This window comes from Streptomyces sp. NRRL F-5122 (assembly GCF_001507435.1).
GTDB lineage: Bacteria > Actinomycetota > Actinomycetes > Streptomycetales > Streptomycetaceae > Streptomyces > Streptomyces lannensis.
This window is the reverse complement of the sequence record NZ_LMWH01000228.1, coordinates 319931-335362: the sequence shown is the minus strand read 5'-3', so window position 1 is coordinate 335362 and position 15432 is coordinate 319931. Positions and strand designations below refer to the sequence as shown.

At 71.2% G+C, this 15432-nt stretch carries 12 protein-coding genes; 3 read left to right on the top strand and 9 right to left on the bottom strand.

The window, feature by feature from the left end; translation table 11 throughout:
• Positions 1-61: 61 nt before the first annotated feature.
• On the top strand, positions 62-1069 hold the full coding sequence (locus ADL25_RS22455; protein WP_059129548.1) for a DUF2278 family protein: 1008 nt from the start codon (positions 62-64) through the stop codon (positions 1067-1069).
• A 25-nt stretch (positions 1070-1094) separates the two neighbouring features.
• Here the strand turns inward: ADL25_RS22455 and ADL25_RS22450 are convergent, their stop codons facing one another.
• The 6 genes from ADL25_RS22450 to ADL25_RS22425 form a co-directional block, all read right to left on the bottom strand.
• On the bottom strand, positions 1095-1805 hold the full coding sequence (locus ADL25_RS22450) for a polysaccharide deacetylase family protein (RefSeq protein WP_420711354.1): 711 nt from the start codon (positions 1803-1805) through the stop codon (positions 1095-1097).
• Between the two features lie 275 nt (positions 1806-2080).
• On the bottom strand, positions 2081-4303 hold the full coding sequence (katG, locus tag ADL25_RS22445; protein ID WP_059129546.1) for a catalase/peroxidase HPI: 2223 nt from the start codon (positions 4301-4303) through the stop codon (positions 2081-2083).
• Between the two features lie 33 nt (positions 4304-4336).
• Positions 4337-4774, bottom strand: a complete 438-nt coding sequence (locus ADL25_RS22440) for a Fur family transcriptional regulator (protein WP_059129545.1) — start codon at positions 4772-4774, stop codon at positions 4337-4339.
• A gap of 271 nt (positions 4775-5045) precedes the next feature.
• Positions 5046-6890, bottom strand: coding sequence for a M1 family aminopeptidase (locus ADL25_RS22435; RefSeq protein WP_059129544.1), 1845 nt, complete (start codon positions 6888-6890; stop codon positions 5046-5048).
• Between the two features lie 234 nt (positions 6891-7124).
• Entirely contained in the window at positions 7125-8285 is a 1161-nt protein-coding gene (locus ADL25_RS22430) for a magnesium and cobalt transport protein CorA (protein ID WP_059129543.1), read from the bottom strand.
• Between the two features lie 195 nt (positions 8286-8480).
• On the bottom strand, positions 8481-9005 hold the full coding sequence (locus ADL25_RS22425) for a hypothetical protein (protein ID WP_059129542.1): 525 nt from the start codon (positions 9003-9005) through the stop codon (positions 8481-8483).
• Between the two features lie 83 nt (positions 9006-9088).
• Between ADL25_RS22425 and ADL25_RS22420 the strand changes: the two genes are divergently transcribed.
• Positions 9089-9646, top strand: a complete 558-nt coding sequence (locus ADL25_RS22420; protein WP_181923184.1) for a hypothetical protein — start codon at positions 9089-9091, stop codon at positions 9644-9646.
• Positions 9647-9713: 67 nt separating this feature from the next.
• Positions 9714-10847, top strand: a complete 1134-nt coding sequence (locus ADL25_RS22415; protein WP_059129540.1) for a winged helix DNA-binding domain-containing protein — start codon at positions 9714-9716, stop codon at positions 10845-10847.
• 99 nt (positions 10848-10946) lie between these two features.
• On the opposite strand, the gene ADL25_RS22410 is transcribed toward ADL25_RS22415, so the two are convergent.
• From ADL25_RS22410 to ADL25_RS22400, 3 genes are all read right to left on the bottom strand, one after another.
• Positions 10947-11276 carry a hypothetical protein gene (locus ADL25_RS22410; RefSeq protein WP_059129539.1) on the bottom strand — a complete coding sequence of 110 codons (330 nt, stop codon included), beginning with the start codon at positions 11274-11276 and terminating at the stop codon, positions 10947-10949.
• Positions 11277-11460: 184 nt separating this feature from the next.
• Positions 11461-14271, bottom strand: coding sequence for an ATP-binding protein (locus tag ADL25_RS22405; protein ID WP_420711353.1), 2811 nt, complete (start codon positions 14269-14271; stop codon positions 11461-11463).
• Between the two features lie 226 nt (positions 14272-14497).
• Positions 14498-15334: a helix-turn-helix transcriptional regulator gene (locus tag ADL25_RS22400; protein WP_059129538.1), complete on the bottom strand. Its 837-nt coding sequence runs from the start codon at positions 15332-15334 to the stop codon at positions 14498-14500.
• Positions 15335-15432: the final 98 nt, after the last annotated feature.

The following is a 15432-nucleotide window of genomic DNA, read 5'->3' as shown; positions in this document are numbered from 1 at the left end:
GTCGCTAGCATGCGCCGCATCGGGTGGATAACGCGCCTGCCTTCATGGGGAGTTGATCACCATGCCGCTGAAGACCTATGGCGTACTGATCGGGCGCGCCGTAGACACCCGCCGCGAGGGTGCGGCCGACACGCCGCACTACCAGATCCATCTGGCCGACGACCAGGGCACCCACTACCGCGCGTCCGTCAACGTGCAGTCCCAGGAGAAGCCCTCGGATCTGCTCTACCTCGTCAGCGAGGACTTCCGCCATCCGGTCACCGCCCGGCTGGAGGGGCTGACCGGCGGCTGGAACACCCTGCCGTCCGGCCCCGGCGGGCCCAACCTCGACTTCGTCCGCGGCAACCTCCTCGACCCGGCGCGTATGCGTCTGCTCCCGCCGGAGGTGTCCGGCCCGGACAACGACCTCGCGGACCTCCTCGACCACTATGTGCGCCGCGCGGTGGACGACGCCTCCGCCCGGCTGTACGTCTTCGGCGAGCGCTGGGGCCCCGAGACGAACGTCCGCGACAAGGTCTTCGGCTTCCTGCCCGGGAACGGCGTCCACGACATCCATATGAACCAGGGCAACAGTGCGCGGTTCGCCAAGGACGACGGCGTCTGGCAGGACGGCGGCCTCCTGATCCACTTCCCCGGGCAGTCCCGGTGGGTCGCGGTCTTTCTCGCCTTCCAGAGCCAGACATGGCACACCGACGACGTTACGGGGCATGCCCTGGTCCCGGGCGGCACACTCCCCGCACCGGGCGGCGGCGCCGTGCGGATCGTGGCCGCCCTGGTCAACCCGCGGGGCCGGAGTCCCGAGGCGGAGACCGTGACCCTCATCAACGTCTCGCCGGACCCGGTCGACCTGGTGGGCTGGCGCCTCGTGGACCGTCTCGGCCACGCCTGCACGATTCCTCCGGGCACCCTGGCCGCCGGCGCCTGTCTGGCGCTGCCCGTGACGGACGGCGCACAACTCGGCAATCACGGTGGCGAGATCACCCTGCTGGACGCCGACGGCCTGAAGGTGCACGGCGTCTCCTACACCGCGGAGCAGGCGGCGCAGGAGGGCTGGTCGGTCGTGTTCTGAGGCCCCCGGCGCGCACATCGGGGGTTCAGGGACGGTAGACGGTGCCCGGCTCTGCCTTCCCGGGGGCGAGCAGCTGGGGCACCGTCACGAAGACGTACCCGCGTTCCTTGAGCGCGTCGATGATCCCGGGAACCGCGGGCACGGTGCCCGGGTAGATGTCGTGGAGGAGGATGATCCCGTCCCGGCCCGCCTGCTCCAGGACCCGCTTGCGGATCAGGTCCGAGTCGTCGGTCAGGTAGTCCTTGGCGGTCACGCTCCACAGCACCTCGGCGAGTCCCTGCTCACGGCTGATGCGGTTCACGGTGTCGTTCGTACGGCCCTGGGGCGGGCGCATCAGCGTGGGCCGGTGGCCGGTGAGCTTCTCTATCGCGTCGTTCGGTTTCTGAAGTTCCTCGCGTATCAGCTGCGGCGAGATCTCGGTCAGTATCTTGTGGTCCCAGGTGTGGCTGGCGACCTCATGGCCCTCCGCGGCCATCCGCCGGACGAGGTCCGGGTACTTCTCGATGTGACCCTTGCCGAGCAGGAAGAAGGTCGCCGGGACCTTCTTCTCCCTGAGGATGTCGAGCAACCGCGCCGAGTGCTCGCTCGGCCCCGCGTCGAAGGTCAGTGCGATGCACTTGGCCTCGCGGCAGTCCACCGCGCCGAACCGGGCGGGTGCGCCCACCGCGACGTGTGCGCGGACGGCCGATGGCGCCGTGGTGTGCAGCGCGGTGCATCCCGAAATCGTGACAACCATCACGAAGAGGGCGGCCACAGCGGACAACCGGCGCGCACGTCTGTTCATCTTCCCTGTTGAGAGCATTCGACGACTATACATGCAGTGTATACACGGCATGTATAGTTACCCGGACCTGCGCCGGATCGGGACGACCGCCCGGTGGGGGAAGGGCCGGCCGAGGGCCACGCTCCCCGACACGGCGACGGTCCCGGCAGGAAAATCTGCCGGGACCGTGGGGCGAGCCGGGTCCCGTCCGGCCGGTGCAGACCGGCCGGACGGGGCGTCGGATCAGATCAGGCCAGGTCGAACCGGTCCAGGTCCATCACCTTGGTCCAGGCGGCGACGAAGTCCTTCGCGAACTTCTCGCGGGCGTCGTCGCTCGCGTAGACCTCCGCCAGCGCGCGCAGCTCGGAGTTCGATCCGAAGACCAGGTCGGCACGGGTGCCGGTCCACTTGACCTCGCCCGTGGCAGCGTCGCGGCCCTCGAACGTGGTCTGGTCCTCGGACGTCGACTTCCACGTCGTGCCCAGGTCGAGCAGGTTGACGAAGAAGTCGTTCGTCAGGACGCCGGGGGTCTCGGTGAACACACCCAGCGAGGACTGCTGGTGGTTCGCGCCGAGGACCCGCAGACCGCCGACGAGCACCGTCATCTCCGGGGCGCTCAGGGTCAGCAGGTTCGCGCGGTCGAGCAGCAGGTACTCGGCCGGCAGGCGGTTGCCCTTGCCGAGGTAGTTGCGGAACCCGTCGGAGGTGGGCTCGAGCGCGACGAAGGACTCCACGTCCGTGTGCTCGTCGGTCGCATCGACACGGCCCGGGGTGAAGGGCACCTCGATGTCGTAGCCGGCGTCCTTGGCGGCCTTCTCCACGGCCGCGGAGCCGCCGAGCACGATCAGGTCGGCCAGGGAGACCTTCTTGGCGCCGGAGTTGAACTCCTGCTGGACACCTTCGAGGACACGCAGGACCGAGGCCAGCTGGTCGGGGCCGTTGACCTCCCAGCCGCGCTGCGGCTCGAGCCGGATGCGCGCGCCGTTGGCGCCGCCGCGCTTGTCACTGCCGCGGAACGTCGAGGCCGACGCCCATGCGGTGGCGACGAGCTGCGAGACGGTCAGATCCGAGTCGAGCAGCCTGGCCTTGAGGGCCGCGACGTCCGCGGCGTCGATGGCCTCGCCCTCGGCCTCAGGCAGCGGGTCCTGCCACAGCAGGGTCTCCTCCGGGACCTCCGGGCCGAGGTACTGCGACTTCGGGCCCATGTCGCGGTGGGTCAGCTTGAACCAGGCCCGGGCGAACGCGTCCGCGAACTCCGCCGGGTTCTCGTAGAAGCGGCGGGAGATCTGCTCGTAGATCGGGTCGAAGCGCAGCGACAGGTCGGTGGTGAGCATCGCCGGGGCGATCTTCTTCGACGGGTCGTGGGCGGCGGGCACCGTGCCCTCGCCCGCGCCGTCCTTCGGCTTCCACTGCTTGGCGCCGGCCGGGGACTCGGTCAGCTCCCACTCGTAGCCGAAGAGGTTCTCGAAGAAGTCGTTGCTCCACCGGGTCGGCGTGGTGGTCCAGGTGACCTCGAGGCCGGACGTGATGGCGTCCGCGCCCTTGCCGGTGCCGAAGGTGTTCCGCCAGCCGAGGCCCTGCTCCTCCATCGAGGCGGCCTCGGGGTCGGGGCCGACGTGGTCCGCCGGGCCGGCGCCGTGGGTCTTGCCGAAGGAGTGGCCACCCGCGATCAGGGCGACCGTCTCCTCGTCGTTCATCGCCATCCGGCGGAACGTCTCGCGGATGTCGCGCGCCGCGGCGATCGGGTCCGGGTTGCCGTTCGGGCCCTCCGGGTTGACGTAGATGAGGCCCATCTGGACGGCGCCGAGGGGGTTCTCCAGCTCACGGTCGCCGGTGTAGCGCTCGTCGCCGAGCCAGGTGGTCTCGGGACCCCAGTAGACGTCCTCCTCCGACTCCCAGACGTCCGCACGACCGCCGCCGAAGCCGAAGGTCTCGAAGCCCATCGACTCCAGCGCCACGTTGCCGGTGAGGATCATGAGGTCGGCCCAGGACAGGCTCTTGCCGTACTTCTTCTTGACCGGCCACAGCAGGCGGCGGGCCTTGTCGAGGTTGCCGTTGTCGGGCCAGCTGTTGAGCGGCGCGAACCGCTGCTGACCGGCGCCCGCGCCACCGCGGCCGTCGCTGATGCGGTACGTGCCGGCGCTGTGCCACGCCATGCGGATCATGAACGGGCCGTAGTGGCCGAAGTCGGCGGGCCACCAGTCCTGCGAGGTGGTCAGCACCTCGGCGATGTCCTGCTTCACGGCCGCGAGGTCGAGGCTCTTGAACGCCTCGGCGTAGTCGAAGTCCTCGCCGAGGGGGTTGGCCACGGCGGGGTTCTTGGCAAGGATCTTCAGGTTGAGCCGCTCCGGCCACCACTGGCGGTTTCCGCCACCCTGCGTCGGGTGCGCGGCGCGCCCGTGCGCGACCGGGCAGCCGCCGGCGCCCTCGGTCTTGGGATCGGTGACGATTGCCTCATGGTTCTCGGACATGGGAATCCTTCCGGACTCGGTGGATCACGGTGCTCACGAACTGCGGGCGATGGAACAGTCGGGGCACAGGCCCCAGTAGATGACCTCGGCCTCGTCGACCGAGAAGCCGTGGTCGTCGGACGCGGTCAGGCAGGGGGCCTCACCGACCGCACAGGCGACGTCGGCGACGGCACCGCACGAGCGGCACACGATGTGATGGTGGTTGTCCCCCACGCGTCCCTCGAACCGGGCCGGACTGCCGGCCGGTTCGATGCGGCGTATGAGTCCCACCCCGGTGAGTGCGTGGAGGGCCTCGTACACGGCTTGGAGGGAGATGTGGCCCACGCGATCGCGGACTGCGGAGGCGATCGCCTCGACGCCGAGGTGGTCACCCTCCCGGACGGTCTCGAGCAGTGCGACGCGGGCGGCCGTCACCCGCAGGCCGGCACCGCGGAGCTCCTCGGCGGTGTTCGGGATCTGGGATGCGGTCACGGCGCTGAACCTACCGCTCCAAACACGAGGGATTCAAGAAAACGAATGACCCAAGTTTGACGGCAGGCCGGGTCGTTTTTGTCATGCTTCGTTGATTTGTGAGGCTTTCATGGTGACATGTTGGCCCGAGGCCGCGTCGAGCCGAGACCGGGACGGGGTCGACCACGTGAGGGGCCGGGGCCCCTCACGCGGTCGCCGGCGGTCTTCGTCCGTGTCACCGGTGCGCCGCGGTGGCGCCGCAGGGCGTTCACCGCGACGCACCGGTGGTGCGTCAGCCCTCGATGCGGTGCGTGGTCCAGAACGAGGTCAGGTCCGTGGTCGTGGCCGCCTGGGCGGCCGCCTTGAACTCGGCCGTGGTCGAGACGCCGTACCAGTGAGCGGTGGCGTAGTCCTTCAGCAGCTTGGCCATGGCGGTGTCGCCGAGGACGCGCCGCAGATCGTGCAGCGCGCACTTGCCGTAGCCGTAGACGACGGTGGAGTACCGGGAGGAGTGGGCGTCCCAGTAGGCCATCGAGTTGGTGATCTTCTCCGCCGACGAGGCCCAGGAGACGCTGTTCCAGCAGTTGGCGCCCGTCTTGTTCAGCGCCAGGTCGGTGGCGTAGTCGGTGAACGCCTCGTCGAGCCAGGGGCTGTTGTACTCGTCGTCGCCGACGATCCCGTACCACCACTGGTGGCCGATCTCATGGGTGAGCGCCGTGGTGCTGACCAGATCGAGGACGAAGCCCGGGTACTCCATGCCCCCGAACCAGAAGTTGTTGTCGATCACCGCGTCCAACTCGCCGTACGGGTAGGCGCCGAAGCGTGCGGCGTGCGCGTCCACGGCGGACTTCGCGGTGGTGAGCATCGACTGCGCGCTGGAGGAGCTGATCCCGGAGACGGAGTAGATGTTGACCGGGACGCCGGCGCTGGAGGAGCCGGAGACCTTGGTGAAGGGGCCGGCGGCCCAGGCGAAGTCACGGACCTTGGAGGCGGTGGCGGTGGTGATCGTGCGGCCGCCCGTGCCCGGGGTGTCGGTCGATGTGCCGGTGGCGGGCACCAGCAGGCTGCCCGGGTGGTCCAGGGTCACCTTGAAATCCGCGGCCAGGGAGTAGAAGGACTCGCCGTTGTTCGTGTACGGGTCCAGGTGCCACCCCGTGCCGTCCCGGACCGCGAGGACGGGCAGGGCGTTGCCGACGAAGCTGAACGCCCCGTCGTGGCCGAACCGGTCGGCGCCGCTGGGGACGGTGATGCCCAGGTCGAAGCCGATCGTGGCGGTCCGCCCCTGGGGCAGCGGCGCGGGCAGGTCGACCCGCAGGGCGGTGCAGCCGACCGACAGGGGGCCCGCGGTGCCGCCGGTGAGGTTGCGGACGGTGATCGGCGGGGCGGAGCAGGTGCCGTGGTAGTTGTCCCACAGCCTCAGATACACCTCGGTGAGCGCGGTGGAGGAGGCGTTGGTGAAGGTCGCGCTCTCGTGGCCGGTCCAGACGGTGCCGCTCGAGTCGCTGCTCAGACTGACGGTGTACGAGGGGGCGGCGGGGGTGCGCGTGGAGTCCGCCGGCGGGGTCGTACCGCCGTCCGAGGTGTCGAGGGCGACGTCGTCGAGGACGAAGCTCGTCTGGAGGCTGGAGTCCTCGGAGCCGGAGAAGGCGAGGGACACGGTCTGGCCCGCGAACGCCGAGACGTCGAACGACTTCTGGACGTACCCGGTGTTCCTGTCGAGATTCGAGTACGTCGCCAGCGTCGTGCTGCCGATCTTCGCCGTCAGCTTGTCGTAGGCGACGGAGGACGTCGTCTCGGCGGTGTCGATGTGCAGCCAGAACGTGAGGCGGGCGCTGCCGCATCCGGCCGGGATCGAGACGGACTGCGAGAGGCTGTCGGTCCGGGTCCGGCCGGTACCGTCCAGCCAGGCGAAGCTGGTTCCGCCGTGAGCGGTCTGACCGGCACGGCTGGTGATCACGGTGGTCGGGGACTGGGTCCAGGGCGATGTGCCGCTCTCGAAGCCGCTGTCGGCGACCACCTGGGCCGGGGAGCAGGCGGCGGGCGCCGCGGACGCCGAGGTGACGGGGAGCGACAGTGCGGCCATCGTCGCGGCGGCGAGCGCGCCTGCGGCGAGGGCCTTGTGGGGGGTTGGTCTCACACGAAACTCCTTTGCGGCGGCCGGGGTTCCGGCCTGCTCGGTGGCCGACGGCCGGTGTGGTGCGCCGGAGGTCGGCCGCGGGTCTGCGCGTACCGGGTTGCGTGATCGCTGGGAAGAGACGTCCGCCGTGTCCGCCCTGCGGGCAGGCCGGCGGCCGCCAAGAGCGTGACAGGTTTGACAAGAACATGCCACCATGCGAATCCTTTGGGCGCCCGAGCGCGCGCCCGCTGGTGTCTAGAGCCAGTCCCGTCGTTTGAAGATCACGTACAAACTGGCGCATACAACGCCCATCAAGCCGATCGCGAAGGGGTATCCGAACCCCCAATGCAGTTCAGGCATGTGGGAGAAGTTCATGCCGTAGATCGTGCCGACGAGTGTGGGAGCGAAGAGAATCGCGGCCCAGCTGGAGATCTTCTTGATCTCCTCGTTCTGCTCGAAGCCCGCCTCCGCCAGTGCCCGCATCTCCGCGTTCTGCTGCTGGGTGACGAGCGTGGCGTTGACCGTCAGGATGTCCGCCAGCGCCTGGCGGAATCCGTCGACGCGCTCGCTGGTGTGGGTGACATGGTCGGCCACGTCCCGCAGATAGCGCTGGAGTTCCTCGTCCGTGCCGTACTTCGCGAAGCCGGCCATCAGGGCGTGCAGCATGCCCACCAGAGGGCGCGTGGCGCGTTGGAACTCCACCATTTCCCGGGAGAGTTCGTAGATGCGGCGGGAGACCTCCGGGTCACCGCGGAAGACCTCGGTCTCGATCTCGTCGATGTCGATCTGCACGCCCTCCACCACGGGGGCGTAACCATCGACCACCGCGTCGAGGATCGCGTAGAGCACCGCCTCCGGGCCCAGCCCGAGGAGTTCCGGTGACTCCTCCATACGCTTGCGGACCGCCGACAGGTCCGGCGCCGCGCCGTGCCTGACCGTGACGACGAAGTCCGGGCCGACGAACACATGGAGCTCGCCGAAGTCGACCTCCTCCGGGGCGTCCAGATAACGGGCGGCGCGCAGTACGACGAAGAGCGTTTCGCCGTACCGCTCCAGCTTCGGCCGCTGGTGCGCCTCCATCGCGTCCTCCACCGCGAGCGGGTGCAGGTCGAACTCGTCGGCCAGGGACAGCAGTTCTGCCTCGGTGGGGCGGGCCAGACCGATCCACGCCATGCCGTCGCGCTCGTCCAGCAGTTCGCGGAAGGTGTCGGCAAGGGTGGCGGGTGAGGAGATGCGGACGCCATCTCGGTACAGGGCCGCCTGCACGATGCTGCCCGTGTCCGCCGGTTCCTCGGGCGCCGGCCCGGGGGCGGGTGCCGCGGAACCCGCGGGCGGGCTCGCCGCCTGGGTCAGGGCGCGGCGCCAGACGGACTTCCTGCCGTTCCTCGGGGCCGGACGGGCACGACGCTCGGACATCGCGGCAGCCTCCCGTGTCGAACGTACGTCTGTGTGATCACCGAGCAGGATATACGGGGGATAGGGCCCATCTCCGTAGAGAACCGGGCCGGAGGCCGTGTCGGACGCTCGGGGAGCGTTGGGGCCCACGTCGCGGTCACCGGTCCACGTCTGTCCCGACAGTGCCTGAGTACACGTGGATCCGGTACGCCGTTGTCATGCGGAGGGGTCCACGTTCCACACCTCCGGCAGGTCACCACCGCAGAAGACGCAGACGAAATGGTCCTCGCGTACGACGTTGTGCTCCCGGCAGCCGGGACAGCGCCGGAACACCGCCTCGTGAGTGAAGCCGGACGGGTGCTCGAGGCCCACCTGATCCAGGGCTCGGGCGACCGCCGGCCAGGAACTGGTGTCCGGGCAGTACCCGGTCGAATGGTTGCTGACGTGGTCGGTCACCCAACGGCCCCCCGCCTCACGGCTGAAGGCGATCTCGCCGGCGCTCAGCACGGGCCCGCCGCCGGCACACGCCACATGCTCGCTCCGTCGTGGCGCCAGCCGCAGCACGCCGTCGGTGCCTACCACGAAGGTGAACGGCTCGGCCAGATCGGCCGCCGATCGCTCCGCGACCCACCCGTCGAAGTCGGCCGCCGAGCCGATCCGTCGGCCGGTGCCGCCGGGCCGGAGGCCGGCGCTCAGGTCGACCGGTCCCACATACCGATAATTCCGCCGCGGAACGCTCATACGGGCCAACTTAGAGCACGTCCGAAGGCCGACCGAGGTACGTCGGGTGACGCGGGTGGCTGCCCACTGGCACGCTGCCGTCCATGGATCGTTCCGAGGTGCTGCTCATCGGCGGGCGGGCCGGGGTCGGCAAGACGACGGTGGGGTGGGAGGTTTCGGCGCTGCTGCGCGCCGCGGCCGTTGCCCACGCGGTCATCGACGGTGACTTCATGGGGCAGGTGCACCCGGCGCCGGAGGGGGACCCGGACCGCTCCGAGGTCACCGAAAGCAATCTGAGGGCCGTGTGGGCGAACTTCGCGCAACGCGGTTACCGCCGCTTGATCTATACGAACACCTCGTGCGTATTGCCCGAGGCGACGGGGATGTTCGAGCGCTCCATGGGGACCGGGGTGAGGATCGTACGGGTACTGCTCACCGCCTCGGACACCACGGCTCGCGCGCGCCTGGAGGGCCGGGAGCTCGGTTCGGAGCTGGCGAAGGAACTGCAGGGCAGCGCCCGCAAGGCACGTCTCCTGGACGAGCGGGTGCCTGCCGAGGTGCCCCGTGTGGTGACGGACGGCCGGTCCGTGGTGGACATCGCCCTGGACGTCATCGCGACCACCGGCTGGGACGGGTCCCGTTCGGACGGCCGGGAAATGTGAGCGTGCCCGAGTATCCGGTGGAAGCAGCGGACAGCGGCTGTCCGCAAGCGTCGATAGCGTGCGGAGCATGACGAAGACGAGTTCCGCGACACGCAAGTCGGCCCGCACGGCCTCGCTGCCCGTTCTCGGTCCGCGCGCCCTCAACCGCGCCACTCTCGACCGTCAACTCCTGCTGCACCGCTCGCCGCTGTCCGCGCAGGCCGCCGTCGGCCATCTCCTCGGGCTCCAGGCGCAGAACGTCAAACCCCCGTACTACGCGCTCGCCGCCCGTCTGGAGGGCTTCGCCCCCGGGCACCTCTCGCGGCTCGTCGGCGACCGCGAGGTCGTCCGCATCGTCACCATGCGCTCCACCATCCACGCCCACACCGCCGACGACTGCCTCGGCCTGCGGCCCCTGGTACAGCCGGCCCGGGACCGTGAACTCGGCCTCTTCCGCGACGGCCTCGCCGGAGTCGACCTGGACCGGCTCGCCGTCCTCGCCCGGGACCTGGTGGAGACCGAACCGCGCACCATGAAGCAGTTGCGCGAGGCCCTGGCCGTCGAATGGCCGCATGCAGACCCCCAGGCCCTCGCGCTCGCGGCCCGGTGCCGGCTGCCGCTGGTCCAGGTCACCCCGCGCGGACTGTGGGGCCGCAGCGGCCGGGTCGCGCTCACCACCGCCGAGCACTGGCTCGGGCGCCCCGCCGAGCCGGCCCCAGCCCCGGACGCCGTCGTCCTGCGCTATCTGGCCGCGTTCGGGCCCGCCTCGGTGAAGGACATGCAGACCTGGGCCGGACTCACCGGTCTGCGTGACGTCTTCGAACGGCTCCGCACGCGGCTCGTCGCCTTCCAGGATGCGAACGGCGTGGAGCTCTTCGACCTTCCCGACGCGCCGCGGCCCGATCCGGACACCCCCGCACCGCCCCGTTTCCTGCCCGAGTTCGACAACCTGCTGCTCTCCCACGCCGACCGCACCCGTGTCGTGCCGCCGGACCTCAAGGGCCGCAGCTGGACCGGCAACCAGGCACACCGCACGCTCCTCGTCGACGGTTTCCTGGCGGGAGTGTGGAAGCTGGAGGAGGACACGCTCGTCGTCGAGCCCTTCGGCGGGCTCACCCGTGCCCAGCGGGAGGACGTGACGCGGGAAGGGGAGCGGATGCTCGCCGTTCTGCATCCGGGAGAGCCGTACGACATCCGGTTCGGGACCGTCGTCGGGCGGTGAGACCGCCCGTTCGTCCCAGGCGCAGGCCGGTTGGAGAGGGGGCGTTGCGGGCCGCTCGTGGAGGCCCGCAACGCCCCCTGGTATCGACCTGAGGGGTACTCAGGAGTCTTCGGGGCGGCTACGGCCCGGCCTGCCGGGTCGCGGGGCGCGAGAGGGTGACCCGGGCGTCCGTCCCCGGGTCACCCGCCTCGGCGGGGCCGCCGCCCGGGAAATACTGCCTGCCAGGACGCCCCCGGTGAGCGGGAGACCGTCGCTGTCGCCCTGGCAGGTGTCCATGCCGCCGGAGAAGGAGCCGGCGAGCACCGTGTCGTACCCGAGGAAGTCGGAGCCGTGGGAGGCGCGGCAGCGGGAGTCGGAGGCGCTGTGCACGGTCGCGGTGGCCACCGGGGCGGCGGCGACGGTTCGTCTGGCGCGGTCGATCCCGAACACGAGTCTCCTCAGGGGGTTGCCGGTGGGGGGTCGCTCGGCCGTGTTGCCCGGGCGAACGGCTTGTTCCATACGCTAGAAGGCGCCGAGGCCGGGCCCAATGAGGGAACGCCCTAAGGGAGTCGGGGAGGGAAAACCCTCGGTCCGCGCGTGCGAAGCGAGCAACGGCTCTGCCGGAGAGGGGTGTTCAGCCCGGTGGCCGTCCCGCCGCCAGCCGCACGATGTCCACCCGGGACCGTATCCCCAGCTTGCGGTAGACCCGCGTGAGCGTCGCCTCCACCGTCTTGACGCTGATGAACAGACGCGCGGCTATCTCCCGGTTGGTCGCTCCCTCCATGACCAGCGCGGCCACCTGACGCTCCGTCGCGGCGAGGGCGTCCAGGGAGACCGCGGCCCGGGACGCCCGGGCAGGGGCCGCCACCGCCGCCGTCTCCACCTGGCGCAGCCACGGCATGGCGCGGCAGCGGCGGAAGAGCCGGGCCGCCTCGTCGTAGGCGGCCGGTGCCGACTGCCGCCCGGGCAGAGCGGCCAGCGCGTACGCCGCCCGCGCCTCCTCCAGGCCGTAACCGAGCCTGGCCAGTCGCGCCCGGCACTGGACCAGTTGCCGGGCCGCGGCGTCCGTCTCGCCACGGGCCGCGCGCGTCAGCGCCTCCGCCCGGTCCAGTACCGCGAGCACGCTCTCCCGTCCCAGGTTCAGCGCCCGGGCGCGGGTGGCGTCGACGACGCCCTGCGCCTCGGCCGGCTCCCCGATGCGCACCAGCGCCTCCGCGAGGTCACCGTGCCAGCGCCCCCGGGCCGGATCGGTGACTCCGAGGCCCTCCTCCAGCTCCCTGGCCCTGCGCAGGGAGTGGACCGCACCCGGTGCGTCCCCGGCCACCAGCTGAGCGTGCCCCAGGGCGGCCAGCGCCCGCGAAAGATAGATCACGTCACCGTTCTTCTCGGCGCGTGCCACCGCCTCACGGGCCAGCGCCAGTGCCCGGTCCACCTCGCCCCCGGCGGCCTCGGCGAGCGAGGTGAGCATCGCGCTCGCGGCCTCCCCGATCCCGGTGTCCCGGGCCAGCCGCAGGCTCTCGCGGGCGAGGTCCAGTGCCCGTCCGCAGTGGCCCGCCCGCAGTTCGGTCTCGGCGAGACCGCGCAGGAAGTGCACCTCGGCCTCGACCATCCCGCGACGGCGCGCCTCGCGCAGCAGTGCGCTGACCGTCTTGCGGGCCTCGGCCAGCTGATCGCTCATGATCAGCCAACGGAACCGTACCGAGCCGGCGCCGTTGTGGTCGGCGGCCACTCGCGGATCCTGCGGCTCCTTCAGCGCCCGTTTGATGGTGAGGGGCGCGTCCGGATGTCCCATCAGCGTCTCGGCCTGGGCCTGGAAGGCCAGCGCCAGCAGTTCGTTGCGCCGGTCGCCCGCCCGGGCCGCCAGGTCCGCGGCGCGCGCGCCCTCCTCCCGCGCCCGCTCGAAGTCACCCTCCACGAGCAGCGCGCGCCAGGCGAGCTGGTAGTGCACGAGGGTCAGCAGCCGCGGGTCGTCCCCGGCGTCGGCCAGCGCCTGCGGGAAGGCCGCGTCCACCTCGGCCATGGCATGCCCGGCGGCGTCGATGACGACCATCCAGGCCCGCACCCGGTCCGCCGGCTCCGTCGCCTGGGCGAGCACGTCGTGGGCGATGTCGCGGGCGAAGTCGGTCTCCCCGGCGGTCAGCGCGTCCGCGGCCGCCTGCAACCGGCGCTCGTCCGGGCCCGGTACGGCGTCGTCCGGGGTGTGCCGGGCCGCGAGCAGCCCGAGCTCCGCCGCCACCGACGGCGCGCCGCGGTCCCGGGCGGCGGCCGCGGCCTCACCGAGACCTGCGGCCACTCGGGGGTCCGTACCCGTGCTCGCGAGCGCGAGATGACGGGCCCGTTCGATCGGATCGGAGGCGGCCGTGGACAGCGCGGCGTGCGCCGCCCGCCGCTCCTGGGCGTCGGCCTGCGCGTACAGCGCGGCGGATATCAGCGGGTGCGCGAACCGCACGCCGGGTGCGTCCTGTTCGGTCACCAGCAGCCCGAGGGCCGCGGCCTGCGCGGTGTCCGCCTCCGCGTTCGTCCGGCCCGCCGCGTGCAGCAGGGCGAGGGTGGGCCGGGCGCCCGCGCTCGCCACCAGCAGGGTGCGGCGCGCCTCCGCGGACAGCGCCTCCAGCCGGTTGAGCACCAGGGCCCGCAACGAGGTCGGCACGGGCAGCGGTTCACCGGGGCTCGGCGGCGTCGTGCTCTCGAAGAGGGCACGGCCGAGTTCCAGCGCGAACAGCGGATTGCCGCCACTGGTGCGGTGGATGTCCCGCACGGTCGAGCGGGGCAGGCCGGTGTAGCCGCGGTGGTCGAGGAGTTCGGCGACATGGGCGCGGGAGAGCGGGTTGATTCTGACGGCGAGCGTGTCCGGCGGGGACGCACTCAGATAGCGGTCCTGCTCCTGGCCCTGCGGTTCGGTGTGGGTGCGCACCGCGCACAGCATCTGGACGGGTGTGCCGCCGAGACGCCGGGCGGCGAAGCCGAGCAGTTCCGCGCTGGCCGGGTCGAGCCATTGGAGGTCGTCGGCGACGATCAGCACGGGGCCGCGGGCGGCGAGGGCACGCAGGGTGGACAGCACCGCGAGCCGCAGTGCGAGTCCGTCCCGTTGCAGGGTGGATTCGCCGCGGCCGGTGAGCGCCGACTCCAGCGCGGTGCGCTGCGGGGCGGGCAACCGGTGGGCGACCTCGTCCAAGACAAGGCCGAGCAGATCGGCGAGGGCCAGGAAGGGCAGATGCGATTCGGACTCGGTCGCCGAGCACCGCAGGACGGTCCGTACCTCTTCGCCGTATTCAGCGGCCAGCAAGCGCAGAACCGTCGACTTTCCAATTCCCGCCGGTCCGTGCACCAGCACACTTCCTCCGGCGGCGAGTTGCCCCCGTGCGCCGGCGAACAGCTCCTCCCGGCCGATGACCAGGTCGGGGCGCGGTCTGCCAGGCTCCTTGAAGTCCCCTCGCACGGTCACCGCTCCCCTCAGGTGTGTCGTGTCCTGGCCAATATTAGGCAACCTGCCATTGAATTCTGGACGGACAGCCGTGGTGAGGGAAACAACAGATGCGTGGCGCAGGGGAATTCATGGGGACTGCCGAATGAATGGAGTGCCGGCGATCCGGAGGAGCGTCCAAGGGGACGGGTGGGTGGTAATCCGCCCGGCGTCCGCCGGGGCCGGGGCGCGGCGACCGCAACGGGGCCTAGGGCAATATCCCCGCCCGCCGCGCCGCGACCACCGCTTCCCATCGCGTGTGCGCCCCCAACTTCCGCATAGCCGATCGTAGATAGCCCTTGACGGTCTCCGGACGCAGCCCCAGCCGCTCCGCCGCCACCGCGTTGGTGGAGCCCACCGCCACGCAGGACAGCACGTCCACCTCTCGAGGGGAGATACCCACGGATGCGGCGGAGGACTCCGGGGACACCGCACTCGCGAGACGCCCGCAGACCTCGAGGACCTCGGCCCGCAACGCCGGGTCCTCGATCCGCTGGGCCAGTGCGCGCAGCGTGCCATGTGCCTCGCGGACCTGCTCCCAGGCCGCGCCCGACGGCCCCGCGGGCTCCCGGACCGCCGTCAGCAGGGCACGCGCCTCGTCCCGTGCGACCAGCGCCTGCTCCACGTCCCGCGCCGCGTCCACCGCCGCGCTCAGCGCGCGGTCGCCCAGGGGCTGCGCGGACCGCAGGGCGCCGTACAGCACTCCGCGCACCCGGCGCCGCACCACGACCGGCACCGCCAGCACGGATTTCAGACCCTCCGTGGCCACCGCCGCGTCGTACTCGTGGCTGATCCGCCGGGAGGCCGAATAATCGGTCACCGCGCACGGCCGGGCCAGCGCCGCCACCTTTCCGCCCAGACCGTTGCCGGAGACGACGGCCAGCGAGCTGAGCGCCGTCGTCGTATTGCCGCTGAGTTCGCTGATGCGGATCTGCGGCCGTCCGGACTCCACGAGTCCCCCGAAGGCGACCGGCAGCCCCGTGGTGCGCCGCAGCCGCACCAGTGCGCCGCGCACCTCCACCGCCTCGGCTGCGTCTGCTGCCACGTGCTCGCCCTTTCATCGTGGCGTACCCCCGTTCGGGGGTGGTGAGACCTGCATCACGGATTACACGATGTTAGGTGGCTGTCCGGCAATGAGGAGGA

Bases quoted from the DNA above. Each gene is read 5' to 3' on its own strand.
- ADL25_RS22455 (WP_059129548.1), top strand. From the start codon at position 62: ATGCCGCTGAAGACCTATGGCGTACTGATCGGGCGCGCCGTAGACACC.
- ADL25_RS22450 (WP_420711354.1), bottom strand. From the start codon at position 1,805: ATGGTTGTCACGATTTCGGGATGCACCGCGCTGCACACCACGGCGCCA.
- katG (WP_059129546.1), bottom strand. From the start codon at position 4,303: ATGTCCGAGAACCATGAGGCAATCGTCACCGATCCCAAGACCGAGGGC.
- ADL25_RS22430 (WP_059129543.1), bottom strand. From the start codon at position 8,285: ATGTCCGAGCGTCGTGCCCGTCCGGCCCCGAGGAACGGCAGGAAGTCC.
- ADL25_RS22425 (WP_059129542.1), bottom strand. From the start codon at position 9,005: ATGAGCGTTCCGCGGCGGAATTATCGGTATGTGGGACCGGTCGACCTG.
- ADL25_RS22420 (WP_181923184.1), top strand. From the start codon at position 9,089: ATGGATCGTTCCGAGGTGCTGCTCATCGGCGGGCGGGCCGGGGTCGGC.
- ADL25_RS22415 (WP_059129540.1), top strand. From the start codon at position 9,714: ATGACGAAGACGAGTTCCGCGACACGCAAGTCGGCCCGCACGGCCTCG.